Consider the following 12,762-nt stretch of genomic DNA (forward strand, 5'->3'; position numbering starts at 1 on the left):
ATGCGTAACTTCAACGAGACCACGATCACGGACGCGGTGCTGGAGCGGATCAAGGACGCGACCGATCCGCGCATCAAGGAGGTCAGCGAAGCGCTGGTGCGCCACCTTCATGCCTTCGTCCGCGAGATCCGCCCGACCCAGAAGGAATGGGAATACGGCATCGATTTCCTGACCCGCACCGGGCACATGTGCGACGACAAGCGGCAGGAGTTCATCCTGCTGTCCGACACGCTCGGCGTCTCCATGCTGGTCGACGCGATCAATCATCCGGTGCCGGAAGGCGCGACCGAGACGACGGTGCTCGGCCCGTTCTTCGTCCAGGCCGCGCCGGAGAAGGACAGCGGCGCCGATATCTCCGGCCCGATGGAAGGCGATCCCATGCTGGTCACCGGCTCGGTCTCGACCGTCGACGGACAACCGCTCGCGGGCGCCATCGTCGATGTCTGGCATTCCGACGATGACGGCTATTACGACGTGCAGCAGCTCGACGACATCGGCGATCTCGCGATGCGCGCGCGCTTCCATACCGACGCCAATGGCCGCTTCCATTTCTGGTCGATCAAGCCGGCCGCCTATCCGATCCCGCATGACGGCCCTGTCGGCGAGATGCTGGAGGTGCAGGGCCGCCATCCCTGGCGTCCGGCGCATGTGCATTTCATGATCTCGGCGCCCGGTTTCGAGCAGCTCGTAACCCATGTGTTCGTCGCCGGTGACAAATATCTCGACTCTGACGTGGTGTTCGGCGTCAAGGACAGCCTGATCCGCGAATTCATTGGCCACCCTGCCGGCCGTGCGCCGGATGGTCGCATGGTGGAGCGCGACTATTTCCACCTCAATTACGATTTCGGCCTGAAGCAGGTCGCGAGCAACGCGAGAGCCGCCTAGGCTAAACGAAGGACCAACAAGAGTCCGACAAGGGAGCAGACGGGAGCTAAGGATGGGACCGCGGGTCAGCACGAGCATATTGGCCGATCGCCTCACCGGCATGATCGGCCCGCGCGCGAGCGTCGCGCGCGGCGTGCTCGATCAGCACGGGCAGAGCGAATCGCATTATCGCAATTTTCCGCCGGACATCGTCGTCTTCCCTGAAACCACGCAGGAGGTCGCCGAGATCGTGAAGCTCTGCGCCAGTGCGGGCATGCCGATCGTCCCGTTCGGCGCCGGCACCTCGCTCGAAGGCAATGCGGCCGCGGTCGCCGGCGGCGTCTGCTTCGACTTCGCGCGCATGAACAAGGTGCTAACGGTGCACGACAGCGACATGGATGTCGTCGTGCAGCCCGGCATCACGCGAAAGCAGCTCAATGCGGAGCTGCGCGGCACCGGACTTTTCTTTCCGATCGACCCCGGCGCCGACGCCTCGATCGGCGGCATGACCTCCACCCGTGCGTCCGGCACCATGGCGGTGCGCTACGGCACCATGAAGGACAATGTCATGGCGCTCGAGGTAGTGCTGGCCGACGGGCGCGTGATCCGCACCGCGAAGCGCGCGCGCAAATCGGCCGCCGGTTATGACCTGACGCGGATGTTCGTCGGCGCCGAAGGCACGCTCGGCGTCATCACCGAAGTCACATTGAAGGTGCATCCCGTGCCGCAGGCGATCTCGGCTGCGGTCTGCAGCTTCGACACCCTGCACGATGCCGTGGACACCGCGATCTCCGTGATCCAGTCCGCGATCCCCGTCGCACGCATCGAGCTGCTCGACGACGTCATGATGCGCGGCATCAATGCGTACGCGAAGCTCGGCTATCGCGAGGCCCCCACTTTGTTCTTCGAATTCCACGGCTCCGAGACTTCCGTGGCCGAGCAGGCCGAAGCCGCGCAGGCGATCGCCGCCGACCATGGCGGCCATGGTTTTGCCTGGGCGAAGGCGCAGGAGGACCGCAGCAGGCTCTGGCACGCCCGCGACAACACGCTCTATGCGGGCCTGGGCTTGCGGCCCGGCGCGCGCGCCGTGATCACCGATGTCTGCGTGCCGATCTCGCGGCTGGCGGAATGCCTGACCGAGACCCGGCGCGACGCCGACGAGCACGGTTTTACCGCCCCGATCGTCGGCCATGTCGGCGACGGCAATTTCCACATGCTGATCCTGATCGACCCGGCCAAGCCGGATGAGGCCGAGGGCGCCAAGGCGCTTCAGGCCCGCATGGTCGCCCGGGCCATCGCGATGGACGGCACCTGCACCGGCGAGCATGGCATCGGGCTCGGCAAGATCGATTATCTCACTGACGAACTCGGCGAGGCCGTCGACGTGATGAAGTCGATCAAGACCGCGCTCGATCCTGATGGATTGATGAATCCCGGAAAGATCTTTGCGAGCGGAGTGCACGCATGAGCAGCGCCGCATTGGCCATCGAGCCCGCCTCACCCACGCCGCTGCTGGAGCTGCGCGGCATCAGCAAGGAGTTTCCCGGCGTCAAGGCGCTGGATGATGTTTCCTTTGCCGTCTTCCCCGGCGAAGTCCATATGCTGTTGGGGGAGAACGGCGCCGGCAAGTCGAGCCTGATGAAGGTGCTGTGCGGCGCCTACCGCGCCGACGCCGGCGAGTTCTACTACAAGGGCGACAAGGTCGCGATCTCCTCGACCGCGGATGCGCAGAAGCTCGGCATTGCCGTGATCTTCCAGGAATTCTCGCTCGTCCCCCATCTCGATATCGCCCAGAACATCTTCCTCGGCCGCGAGCCGAAGGGCCGCATTCCCGGCACCATCGACCGCCGCAAGATCCTGGCCGACGCAAGGCGCGTGCTTGGCACGATCGGGTTCGAGATCGATCCCTCCACCACCGTCGACAAGTTAGGGGTGGCGCAGCAGCAGATGGTTGAGATCGCAAAGGCGATCAGCCAAAACGCGCGCATCCTCGTGATGGACGAGCCGACGGCGGCGCTGTCCGACCGAGAGACCGAGCTGCTGTTCGCTTTGATCGCCCGGCTGAAGGCCGATGGCGTGTCGATCGTCTACATCTCGCACCGCATGGCCGAGGTGTTTGCGCTCGGCGACCGCATCACGGTGATGCGCGACGGCCGCCGCATCGACGGCGTTCGCCCCGCCGACGTCACGCCGGACCAGCTCGTCCGCATGATGGTCGGCCGCAACGTCGACATGACCTATCCGCGCAATTTTGCCGACAAGCCCGGCGAGCTGCTGCTCGAGGTCAAGGGCTTGAGCTCGTCGACCGGCATCTCCGATATCAACATCGAGGTGCGCCGGGGCGAGATCGTCGGCCTGTGCGGCCTGGTCGGTTCCGGCCGCAGCGAGGTCGCCCGCGCCATCTTCGGCGCCGATGCCGTGACGTCGGGAGAGATCATTTTCGACGGCAAGGCCATCTCCGGCGAGCCTGATCTTGCCGCCCGCCGCGGCATCGCGCTGATCCCGGAGAGCCGCAAGAGCGAGGGCCTCGCGCTGCTGCGGTCGGTGAGCGACAATCTGGTGGTGTCCGCGCTGCGAAAACTGTTCCCGAGCGGCCTGTTCGACCAGCGCAGCGCGCAGCGCACGTCCGACGGCCTGATCCGGCAGCTCCGCATCGCAACCCCGAGCGCGCGCCAGACCGTCGGCCTGCTCTCGGGCGGCAACCAGCAGAAGGTCGTGATCGGGAAGTGGCTGGCGGCCGGCTCGAAGCTCTTCATCTTCGACGAGCCGACGCGGGGCATCGACATCGGCGCCAAGTCCGAGATCTTTGCGCTGATCGACCGACTGGTCGCCGAAGGCGCGGCGGCCTTGATGATCTCGTCCGAGCAGGTCGAGATCTGCCATGTCTGCGACCGTGCCTATGTGATGCGGGAGGGTCGCATCGCCGGACACCTGACCCGCAGCGAACTGACCGAGGAGAACATCGTGCGACTGGGGATGCATCATGCGTGAAGCCGCGGTCGTCTCTCAACCCAATCCGCTGCAGCGCATTCCCGGCGTTGCCATCGTCTTGGTGCTCCTGATCGCCCTGTTCAGCGCGATCGCGCCCGGCTTCCTGTCGGTCGCCAACCTCTCCAACGTGCTGGTGCAGTCGACCATTCTGACCATGCTGGCGCTGCCGATGACCTTGATCATCATGACGGAGGGGCTGGACCTGTCGATGGGCGCGGTGCTGACGCTGACTTCGCTCTGCGTTGCCATCGTGTCGCTCGCGACCAAGTCGATGCTGCTGGGCCTCGGCGCCGGGCTTCTCGTCGGCGCAGCCTTCGGCTTCGCCAACGGCTGGCTGGTCGCCATCGTCGGCATTCCGCCCTTCGTCGCGACGCTCGGCACGCTCGGCATGGCGCAGGGCCTGTCGCTGATCGTCAGCGACGGCCAGAGCGTGGTCGGCATCCCCCACAGCGTGCGCGACATCTATTCGGCGACGCTTCTGGGCGTGCCCGTGCCCATCGTGATGGCGCTGGTGACCTATGCGGCCTTCCACGGACTGCTCTACCACACCCGCTTCGGCACCTACATCTTCGCGCTCGGCGGCAACCGCGAGGCGCTGCGCTATGCCGGCCTCTCGCCGAACAAGCTGCTGATCGCGGTCTACGCGATCGGCGGCGCCATGGCCGGCATTGCCGGCCTGCTGATGACCGCGCGGATGAATTCCGGCCACCCGACCGCCGGCCTCGGTCTCGAATTCGACGCCATCGCCGCGGTCGCGGTCGGCGGTACCTCGTTCGAGCGCGGCAATGGCTGGCTGCTCGGCACGTTGCTCGGCGTGATCGCGGTCGGCGTGCTTCGCAACGGGCTCAACCTGATCTCGATGCCCTCTTCGGTGCAGGTCGCAAGCGTCGGCGTCCTCGTCATCGTCGCCCTCTTCCTCGACGGCCTGCGGAGCCGCGCATGACCGACATCTCCAAAGAGGCCCTCTCGCCGCCCCGCTCGTTCCTGTCGCAGGACGCAATCCAGGTGTTCTACCGCCTGCTCGCGGCGCTGCTGATCTGCGCGGTGCTCGCCGTGCTCAACGACTCCTTCCTGAGCCTCGGCAACATCCTCAACGTGCTGAGACAGGCGAGCCTGACCTTCTTCATCGCCTCCGGCCTGACGCTGGTGGTGCTCACCGCCGGCCTCGATCTCTCCGTCGGCGCCAATGTCGCGCTGTCCGCCTGCATCGCCGGGACCGTGATCCACAAGACCGGCTCGCCGGCGCTCGGCATCCTCACGGGGCTCGCCTGCGGCGGCATCGTTGGCCTGCTCAACGGCATCATGGTCACCGCTCTGCGCATCCCCTCCTTCATCGCCACCTACGGCATGCTCTGGGTGCTGAACGGCCTCACCTACTGGTACATGGCGGGCGAAACCCTTCACGGCTTCCCCGCAGGATTCCGCCAGATCGGCAGCGGCTATCTGTTCGGCCTGCCGATCCCGGTCTACCTGCTGCTGGTGTTCCTCGGGATCGGAACGCTGTTTGCGCAGCGCACGATCTGGGGCCAGGAGATCTATGCGATCGGCGCCAATCCGGTCGCCGCCCGCCTCTCCGGCATTCCGGTCGCACGGCGCCTGCTGCTGGTCTATGCGGTATCAGGCACCATGGCAGGACTGGCCTCGATCATCTTCCTGTCGCGACTCAATTCAGCCGAAGCCGACATCGGCGAAAGCCTGACGCTTCCCGCGATCGCAGCCGTGCTGATCGGCGGCACCTCGCTGTTCGGAGGGGTTGGCACCGTGTTCGGCACCTTCATCGGCGCGCTGATCCTGACGCTGGTGCTGAACGGCATGAACCTGTTGTCGGTCAGCGCCAACTGGCAGCCGCTCGTCACCGGCATCATCGTCATTCTCGCGGTCTGGCTCGACATGAAGACCCGCCGCCGCGCGCAATGAGCTCTTAGAAATCCAACAAGCAAAATGAGGGATGGAGGCTACATGAAACAGACACTGGGTTATTTGGCGCTGCCGCTGCTGATGGCGGCCGCGTTCACCACGCAAGCGCGCGCCGACGGCGAGACCATCGCCGTGTTCACCAAGAACCAGACCAATCCGTTCTTCCAGACTGTACGGGTCGGTGCCGACAACATGGCGAAAGCGCTGAACGCGAAGACACTGCAGTACATCCCGACCAAGCCGGACTCGATCCCCGAGCAGCTCAGCCAGATCGAGGACGTCGTGGTGAAGAAGCCGAGCGCGATCGTCTTCACGCCGGTCGACTACAAGGCGATGGTGCCGGGCGTCGAGAAGATCAACGAGGCCAAGATCCCCGTCGTCAACATCACGGACCGTTCCGCCGGCGGCAAGTTCCTCTCCTTCGTCGGCGCCGACGATTACAGCCTCGGACTGGAAACCGCGCGCTTCCTGCTCAAGACCTTGGGCGGCAAGGGCAACATCGTCATCATCGAGGGCGTCAAGGGCTCGCTGACCAATGTCGACCGCGTCCGCGGCTTCAACGACGCGCTGAAGGAAAATTCGGGCGCCAAGCTGCTCGCCTCACAGCCCGGCAACTACCAGCGGCTCCAGGCGCTCCAGGTCATGGAGAATTTGATGCAGTCGAACCCGCAGATCGACGGCGTGCTGGCGGCCAACGACGCCATGGCGGTCGGCGCGATCGAGGCCCTCGACGGTGCCAACCGCAAGGCCCAGGTGATCGGCATCAACGGCACCAAGGAGGCGATCGACGCGATCAAGTCTGGCAAGCTGCTTGCCAGCGGCGACTACAACGGATTTGCGCAAGGGTGTCTCGGCACCATGATGGCGATCCGCAGCTTGCGCAACCAGCCGGTCATTGCCGAGATCGTGCTGAAGCCGACCGTCATCACCAAGGACAATTACCAGCCGTTCGACGTGCCGCTGGAGCAGCGGACCTGCCCGACCTTCGAGGACGCCGGCAAGCTCGGCGCCAAGTAGCCCAACCGCTCATCACAAGCACGGACGGCCGCCTTCGCGGCCGTCCCAAGAAACGTCCCAAGAAAACCGAAACGTCAACGGAGACACCATGCTGTTCGCCATTCACGCCCTCGATCGCGTCGGCGCGCTGCCGACCCGGCTCGCCAATTACGACGCCCACAAGGCCTTCCTGAGCGACACCTCGCGCTTCGGCGTCAAGATCGTGATGTCGGGCCCGCTCGTCTCCGACGACGGCGCGAACATGATCGGCAGCCTGTTCCTGATCGAGGCGCCCGGCCGCGCCGAGGTCGAAGCCTTCAACCGCGCCGATCCCTTCGCCGCAGCCGGCATCTGGGAGAAAGTCACGATCACAGGCTTCCTGCGCCGCCAGGGCTGATGGGGCTACGGCGCCTCTTCGAGGTGACAAGCCACCCATTGCTCGGGTCCGGTCGAGCGCAGCGTCGGCTCCTCCGTCCGGCAGCGATCGAAGACGTATGGGCAACGGGTGTGGAAGCGGCACCCGCTCGGCGGGTTGATCGGGCTCGGCACGTCCCCCTTGAGGATGATGGGATTGCGCTGGGCGCCGGGCTCGGGCAGCGGGACCGCGGAGAGCAGCGCCTTGGTATAGGGATGCCTTGGCGCGGCAAAGATCTCGCGGCGCGGCGCGACCTCGACGATCTTGCCGAGATACATCACCGCGACACGATGGGTCATGTGCTCGACGATGGCGAGGTCATGGCTGATGAACAGCAGCGCCAGGCCGAACTCGCGCTGGAGGTCCTGCAAGAGATTGACGATCTGCGCCTTGACCGAGACGTCGAGCGCGGAGACCGCCTCGTCGCAGACGATCAGCTCGGGCTCCGCCGCGAGCGCCCGCGCGATACCGATGCGCTGACGCTGGCCGCCGGAGAATTCGTGCGGCCGGCGGTTGAGCGCCTCGCGCGGCAGCCGAACGGTATCCATCAGCGCCGTCACGCGGGTTTCGAGATCGATGGCGGATTTGGCGAGGCCGAAATTGCGGATCGGCTCGGCCAGGATGTCGCGCACGCGCATGCGCGGATTGAGGCTCGAGAACGGATCCTGGAACACCACCTGCACGCGGCGGCGCATCTGGCGCATTGTGCTCGGATGTGCGTCGTCGATGCGCTGGCCGTCGAGGATCACCTGGCCCGCGGTGATGTCGAACAGCCGCAGGATGGCGCGGCCGACCGTCGACTTGCCGCAACCGGACTCGCCGACCAGCGACAGCGTTTCGCCCTTCGCGATCTCGAAGGACACACCGTCGACGGCATAGACATATTCGGACTTGCGGCCGAACAGGCCCTTTTTGACCGGAAAATGCTTCTTGAGGTCGTTGACCTGGAGCAGCGGAGGACTCATGCCGCGATGGCCCCCTTGGCGGAATAGTGGCAGGCGGCGACGTGGCGAGGCGCCTTCTCTTCGAGCCCAGGTGCATATTGGCGGCAGAGATCGGTCGCGAGCGCGCACCGGCCGGCGAAGACGCAGCCGATGATGGGCTTGCGCAGATCAGGCACCTGCCCCGGGATTTCGGCCAGCCGCCGCGCGGTGCCTGTTAGCGAGGAGCCGAGCCGCGGCACTGCGCCGAGCAGGCCCTGCGTATAGGGATGGCGCGGCGAGCGGAACAGCTCGGCCACCGGCGCCTCCTCGACCTTGCGGCCGGCATACATCACCATGACGCGTTCGGCGATCTCGGCGACGACACCGAGATCGTGAGTGATCAGGATGATCGCCGCGCCCACCCGGCGCTTGAGATCAAGCATCAGCTTCAGGATCTGCGCCTGGATGGTCACGTCGAGCGCGGTGGTCGGCTCGTCCGCGATCAGGAGCTTTGGATTGCAGGCCAGCGCGATCGCGATCATCACGCGCTGGCGCATGCCGCCGGAAAGCTGATGCGGATATTCGCGCACGCGCCGCTTCGGCTCGGGAATGCCGACCAACGTCAGCATCTCGATCGCATGCGCCTCGGCCGCCTGCTTGTCCAGGCCCTGATGGATCATCAGCGTCTCGCGGATCTGGCGGCCGACCGTCAGAACCGGGTTGAGGCTCGTCATCGGCTCCTGAAAGATCATCGAGATGTCGTTGCCGCGGATGGCGCGCATCTCGCGGTCGGATAGTTGCAGCAGGTCCCTGCCCGCAAAGCGGACAGCGCCTGCGATCCTGCCCGGCGGCTCCGGAATCAGCCGCATCAGCGACATCGAGGTCACCGACTTGCCGCAGCCGGATTCGCCGACGATGGCGAGCGTCTCGCCTTCGTTGACATGAAAGGACACGCCGTCGACCGCTCGGTTGATGCCGCCGGGCGTGCGAAAGTGGGTCTGGAGGTTCTCGACTTCGAGCAAGGCCATCGCGATCAACCCCTCGACATCAGAGGCTCTTGGCCATGCGCGGATCGAGCGCATCGCGAAGGCCGTCGCCGAGCAGGTTCACGGCGAGCACGGTGACGGAGAGGAATGCCGCCGGGAAGAACACGATGTAGGGCTTGACCTGCCACAGCGCGCGGCCCTCGGCCATGATGTTGCCCCAGGACGGAATGGTGGGCGGTGTGCCGGCCCCGATGAAGGACAGGATCGCCTCCGTGATCATGGCGCTGGCGCAGATGTAAGTCGCCTGAACCAGCATCGGCGCCAACGTGTTGGGCAGGATGTGGCGCAGGATGATCATCGGCGTGCGCGTGCCGCAGGCGACCGCGGCGTCCACATAGGGCTGCTCGCGCAGCGACAGCACCACGCTACGGACAAGACGGGAAACCCGCGGGATCTCGGCGATGGTGATGGCCAGGATGACGTTGCCGACGCTGCCGCGCGTCAGCGCCATCAGCGCGATTGCGAGCAGGATCGGCGGGATCGACATCAATCCGTCCATGAAGCGCATCAAGATGCCGTCCGCCCAGCGGATGAAGCCGGAGACGATGCCGATGGCGAGGCCCGCCGCGGATGCGAGGATCGCAACCGACAGGCCGACCGTGAGCGAGACCCGCGCGCCAAAGAGCACGCGCGAATAGATGTCGCGGCCCAGCACGTCGGAGCCAAACCAGAACGCGGCGGACGGCGCGCGGGTGCGCTTGGCGGGCGCAAGTGCCGTCGGATCGACCGTCCCGAGATAGGGCGCGAAGATCGCGATCAGAACCAGCGTCAGCAGCAGCGCGCCGCCGATCGCGACCGTGGGATGGCCACGCAAGAGGCCGATGAAGCCGCGCCGGATCCTAACCGGCCGCAGGATTTCAGGCAGTTGCGGCGCGAGAACGAAGCCCGCCGGCAGCGCTTGCGGATTGACGGTCGTATCGGTCAATAGCGGATCCTCGGGTCAACGAGCGTGTAGACGACGTCGATCATCAGATTGACGAGGACGTAGACGAAGCTGAAGAGGAGCACGATGCCCTGGATGACGGGATAGTCGCGGCGCAGGATGGCATCGATCGTGAGCCGGCCGAGGCCGGGGATCGCGAACACGCTTTCCGTGACGACGGCGCCGCCGATCAGGAGTGCGATGCCGATCCCGATCACCGTGACGATCGGCACCGCGGCGTTCTTCAGCGCGTGAACGAAGAGGATGCCGCCTTGCCCGAGGCCCTTGGCCCGCGCGGTGCGGATATAGTCCTGCTGCAAGACTTCAAGCATGGTGGCACGCGTGATGCGCGCGATCAGCGCGATGTAGACGCAGCCGAGCGCGATCGATGGCAGGATCAGGTTTTGCAGCCACGGCCAGAAGCCTTCCGTGAGCGGCGTATAGCCCTGCACCGGAAGCCATTCGAGCTCGAGTGCGAAGACATAGGCGAGGATATAGCCGACGACGAAGACGGGCAGCGAGAAGCCGAACACGGCGAATGCCATGATGACGCGGTCGATCAGGCTCCCCGCCTTCCACGCGGCCACGACGCCAAGCGGCACCGCGACCACGATGGTGAGTAGCAGCGTGACCATCATCAGCGACAGTGTCGGCCCGAGACGCTGTCCGATCATCGTCGAGACCGGAAGGTTGGTGAAGATCGAGGTGCCGAGATCGCCGTGCAGAATGCGCCAGACCCAGCTTCCGAACTGGATCAGGAAAGGACGGTCGAGACCCAGACTCTGGCGAATGCGCTCCACATCCTCCGGGCTCGCCTGGTCGCCCGCGATCACCACGGCGGGATCACCCGGCGCGATGTAGAGCAGGCTGAACACGAACAGCGCGACGATTGCCATCACCGGCAAGGTCGAGACGATGCGACGGAGGATGTAAGAGAGCATCTGGCTTCAGCGTACCATCATGCGGATTTCGACACGTTCCAGAAGAACGGCAGCGGCCCCTTGGTGATGCCGGAGACGTTCTTGCGCCATGCCGTGTAGGTCAGGAAGAAGCCGGTCGGCGCGTAGACGACATCCTCGAGCGCCGCCTTGTTGACCTGCCCGATCGCGGCCTTCTCTTCCTCGAGATTCTTGGCGTCGAACCAGGCCGTGATCTCCTTCTCGGTATTCGGGCTGTTGGGCCAGCCGAACCAGGCCTTGTCGCCATTGGCGCGGATGGCGGTGTAGGCGGCCGGATTGATGCAATCGGCGCCGGCGTGCCAGCTGTGGAACATATTCCAGCCGCCCTGCCCCGGCAGTGTCTTCATCGCGCGGCGCGCGCCCACCGTGCCCCAATCGGTCGCGACGAAATCGACATTCATGCCGAGCTTCTTGAGCAGATCCGCGGTGACGTCGCCCTGCGCCTTCGTGATCGACTGGTCCTGCGCGACCACGCAAGTGACCGGCTGGCCGGAATAGCCGCTCTCGGCGAGCAGCTTCTTGGCCGCATCGAAATCGCGCTTTCCTTTCAGGATCTCGCCGCCCAACTCGGTGTAGAGCGGTGTGTCCGGCGTAAAAAAGCCGGGCAGCGGCTTCCACAACGTATCGTCGTCGCCGACCAGCGCACGCATATAGTCTTCCTGGCTCAACGCCATCAGCACCGCGCGCCGCGCCTTCACATTGTTGAAGGGTGGGTGCAGATGGTTCATCCGGAAGGAGCCGATATTGCCGAGGGGATCGCCGATATCGACGCTGATGTTCTTGTTCTTCTTCAGCACGGGTACGAGATCGGAGATCGGGTTCTCCCACCAGTCGACCTCACCGTTCTGCAAGGCGGCCGCAGCGGTGGCCGGATCCGGCATCACCAGCCACTCGACGCGATCGACCAGGATGTTCTTGCCGCCGGCAAGCCACGACGCCTTCTCCTGCCGCGGCACGTAATCGGTGAACTTCTCGAACACCGACTTGGCGCCGGGCACCCATTCGCTCTTGGCGAACTTCATCGGACCCGAGCCGACATATTCGGTGATCTGCTTGAACGGATCGGTCTTCGCGATGCGCTCGGGCATGATGAAGGAGCACGGCGCGTTGTTCTTGGCCAGCGCGTACAGCATTTTCGGGAAAGGCTGCTTCAGGACCCATTTGAAGGTGCGGTCGTCGACCGGAGTCAATTCCTGCTGGATAGCGAGGATCATCAGACCCATTGGATCGCGCGCGGCCCAGCGCGACAGGCTCGCGACGACATCCTTGCTCAGCACCGGCTCGCCGTCATGGAACTTGAGACCCGGGCGCAGCTTGAAGGTCCAGGTCTTGCCGTCGTCGGTGGTCTCCTCGGACTCGACCATCTGACGCTGCGGCTGGAGCTTGGCATCGACGCCGTAGAGCGTGTCCCAGACCAGCGCCGCCGCGTTGCGCACGACATATTGCGTGCCCCAGATGGGATCGAAATTGGCGAGGTTGGCTTGCGGCACGAAGCGCAGGGTGCGCGCAGAGGCGCCTTGTGCGATCGCCGGGGCCGAGAGGCCGGTCAATGCCAGACCGCCCGCGCCGGCCAGTCCCTTCAAAACGGTCCTGCGATCCATGAAATCCTCCCAGTAGTGCCGTGATGCCGGCCATCGTTGGCCAAAGGCAGGTGAAACCAGAACCCATTGGCGTGCAAATGGTATGCCACTAACCGGGCCTTCGCCAGCGGGATCTCATCTGGATTACG

At 65.1% G+C, this 12,762-nt stretch carries 12 protein-coding genes; 7 read left to right on the forward strand and 5 right to left on the reverse strand.

Annotated features, from left to right (window positions below; genetic code table 11):
• The 7 genes from IVB46_RS22920 (at position 1) to IVB46_RS22950 (ending at position 7,165) form a co-directional block, all read left to right on the forward strand.
• Entirely contained in the window at positions 1-885 is an 885-nt protein-coding gene (locus tag IVB46_RS22920) for an intradiol ring-cleavage dioxygenase (RefSeq protein ID WP_247308807.1), read from the forward strand.
• A 52-nt stretch (positions 886-937) separates the two neighbouring features.
• Positions 938-2,332 carry an FAD-linked oxidase C-terminal domain-containing protein gene (locus IVB46_RS22925; RefSeq protein ID WP_247308805.1) on the forward strand — a complete coding sequence of 465 codons (1,395 nt, stop codon included), beginning with the start codon at positions 938-940 and terminating at the stop codon, positions 2,330-2,332.
• Positions 2,329-3,855, forward strand: a complete 1,527-nt coding sequence (locus IVB46_RS22930; RefSeq protein WP_247308802.1) for a sugar ABC transporter ATP-binding protein — start codon at positions 2,329-2,331, stop codon at positions 3,853-3,855. The genes IVB46_RS22925 and IVB46_RS22930 overlap by 4 nt, the downstream gene beginning before the upstream one ends.
• Complete coding sequence (locus tag IVB46_RS22935) at positions 3,848-4,798, forward strand: ABC transporter permease (RefSeq protein ID WP_063984397.1); 951 nt, start codon at positions 3,848-3,850, stop codon at positions 4,796-4,798. The genes IVB46_RS22930 and IVB46_RS22935 overlap by 8 nt, the downstream gene beginning before the upstream one ends.
• Complete coding sequence (locus IVB46_RS22940; RefSeq protein ID WP_247308800.1) at positions 4,795-5,772, forward strand: ABC transporter permease; 978 nt, start codon at positions 4,795-4,797, stop codon at positions 5,770-5,772. Before IVB46_RS22935 ends, IVB46_RS22940 begins: the two co-directional genes overlap by 4 nt.
• Positions 5,773-5,814: 42 nt before the next feature.
• Positions 5,815-6,789 carry a sugar ABC transporter substrate-binding protein gene (locus tag IVB46_RS22945; RefSeq protein ID WP_247308791.1) on the forward strand — a complete coding sequence of 325 codons (975 nt, stop codon included), beginning with the start codon at positions 5,815-5,817 and terminating at the stop codon, positions 6,787-6,789.
• A gap of 88 nt (positions 6,790-6,877) precedes the next feature.
• Positions 6,878-7,165, forward strand: coding sequence for a YciI family protein (locus tag IVB46_RS22950; RefSeq protein ID WP_247308789.1), 288 nt, complete (start codon positions 6,878-6,880; stop codon positions 7,163-7,165).
• A 5-nt stretch (positions 7,166-7,170) separates the two neighbouring features.
• Here the strand turns inward: IVB46_RS22950 and IVB46_RS22955 are convergent, their stop codons facing one another.
• From IVB46_RS22955 to IVB46_RS22975, 5 genes are read right to left on the reverse strand one after another with little or no spacing between them, the layout of a single operon-like run.
• The gene (locus IVB46_RS22955; protein WP_071915428.1) at positions 7,171-8,148 is read right to left on the reverse strand and encodes an oligopeptide/dipeptide ABC transporter ATP-binding protein; all 978 of its coding nucleotides are present in this window, start codon (positions 8,146-8,148) and stop codon (positions 7,171-7,173) included.
• Positions 8,145-9,134 carry an ABC transporter ATP-binding protein gene (locus tag IVB46_RS22960; RefSeq protein ID WP_063984401.1) on the reverse strand — a complete coding sequence of 330 codons (990 nt, stop codon included), beginning with the start codon at positions 9,132-9,134 and terminating at the stop codon, positions 8,145-8,147. The genes IVB46_RS22955 and IVB46_RS22960 overlap by 4 nt, the downstream gene beginning before the upstream one ends.
• A 19-nt stretch (positions 9,135-9,153) precedes the next feature.
• The gene (locus IVB46_RS22965; protein WP_135215851.1) at positions 9,154-10,077 is read right to left on the reverse strand and encodes an ABC transporter permease; all 924 of its coding nucleotides are present in this window, start codon (positions 10,075-10,077) and stop codon (positions 9,154-9,156) included.
• The gene (locus tag IVB46_RS22970; protein WP_071915430.1) at positions 10,074-11,015 is read right to left on the reverse strand and encodes an ABC transporter permease; all 942 of its coding nucleotides are present in this window, start codon (positions 11,013-11,015) and stop codon (positions 10,074-10,076) included. The genes IVB46_RS22965 and IVB46_RS22970 overlap by 4 nt, the downstream gene beginning before the upstream one ends.
• Before the next feature lie 17 nt (positions 11,016-11,032).
• Complete coding sequence (locus tag IVB46_RS22975; RefSeq protein ID WP_247308787.1) at positions 11,033-12,634, reverse strand: ABC transporter substrate-binding protein; 1,602 nt, start codon at positions 12,632-12,634, stop codon at positions 11,033-11,035.
• Positions 12,635-12,762: the final 128 nt, after the last annotated feature.

Source organism: Bradyrhizobium sp. 61 (assembly GCF_023073075.1).
Classification (GTDB): domain Bacteria; phylum Pseudomonadota; class Alphaproteobacteria; order Rhizobiales; family Xanthobacteraceae; genus Bradyrhizobium; species Bradyrhizobium barranii.

Excerpts from the sequence above, each read along its gene's own strand:
- IVB46_RS22920 (WP_247308807.1), top strand. The coding sequence starts at position 1 with ATGCGTAACTTCAACGAGACCACGATCACGGACGCGGTGCTGGAGCGG.
- IVB46_RS22925 (WP_247308805.1), top strand. The coding sequence starts at position 938 with ATGGGACCGCGGGTCAGCACGAGCATATTGGCCGATCGCCTCACCGGC.
- IVB46_RS22930 (WP_247308802.1), top strand. The coding sequence starts at position 2,329 with ATGAGCAGCGCCGCATTGGCCATCGAGCCCGCCTCACCCACGCCGCTG.
- IVB46_RS22935 (WP_063984397.1), top strand. The coding sequence starts at position 3,848 with ATGCGTGAAGCCGCGGTCGTCTCTCAACCCAATCCGCTGCAGCGCATT.
- IVB46_RS22940 (WP_247308800.1), top strand. The coding sequence starts at position 4,795 with ATGACCGACATCTCCAAAGAGGCCCTCTCGCCGCCCCGCTCGTTCCTG.
- IVB46_RS22945 (WP_247308791.1), top strand. The coding sequence starts at position 5,815 with ATGAAACAGACACTGGGTTATTTGGCGCTGCCGCTGCTGATGGCGGCC.
- IVB46_RS22950 (WP_247308789.1), top strand. The coding sequence starts at position 6,878 with ATGCTGTTCGCCATTCACGCCCTCGATCGCGTCGGCGCGCTGCCGACC.
- IVB46_RS22955 (WP_071915428.1), bottom strand. The coding sequence starts at position 8,148 with ATGAGTCCTCCGCTGCTCCAGGTCAACGACCTCAAGAAGCATTTTCCG.
- IVB46_RS22960 (WP_063984401.1), bottom strand. The coding sequence starts at position 9,134 with ATGGCCTTGCTCGAAGTCGAGAACCTCCAGACCCACTTTCGCACGCCC.
- IVB46_RS22970 (WP_071915430.1), bottom strand. The coding sequence starts at position 11,015 with ATGCTCTCTTACATCCTCCGTCGCATCGTCTCGACCTTGCCGGTGATG.
- IVB46_RS22975 (WP_247308787.1), bottom strand. The coding sequence starts at position 12,634 with ATGGATCGCAGGACCGTTTTGAAGGGACTGGCCGGCGCGGGCGGTCTG.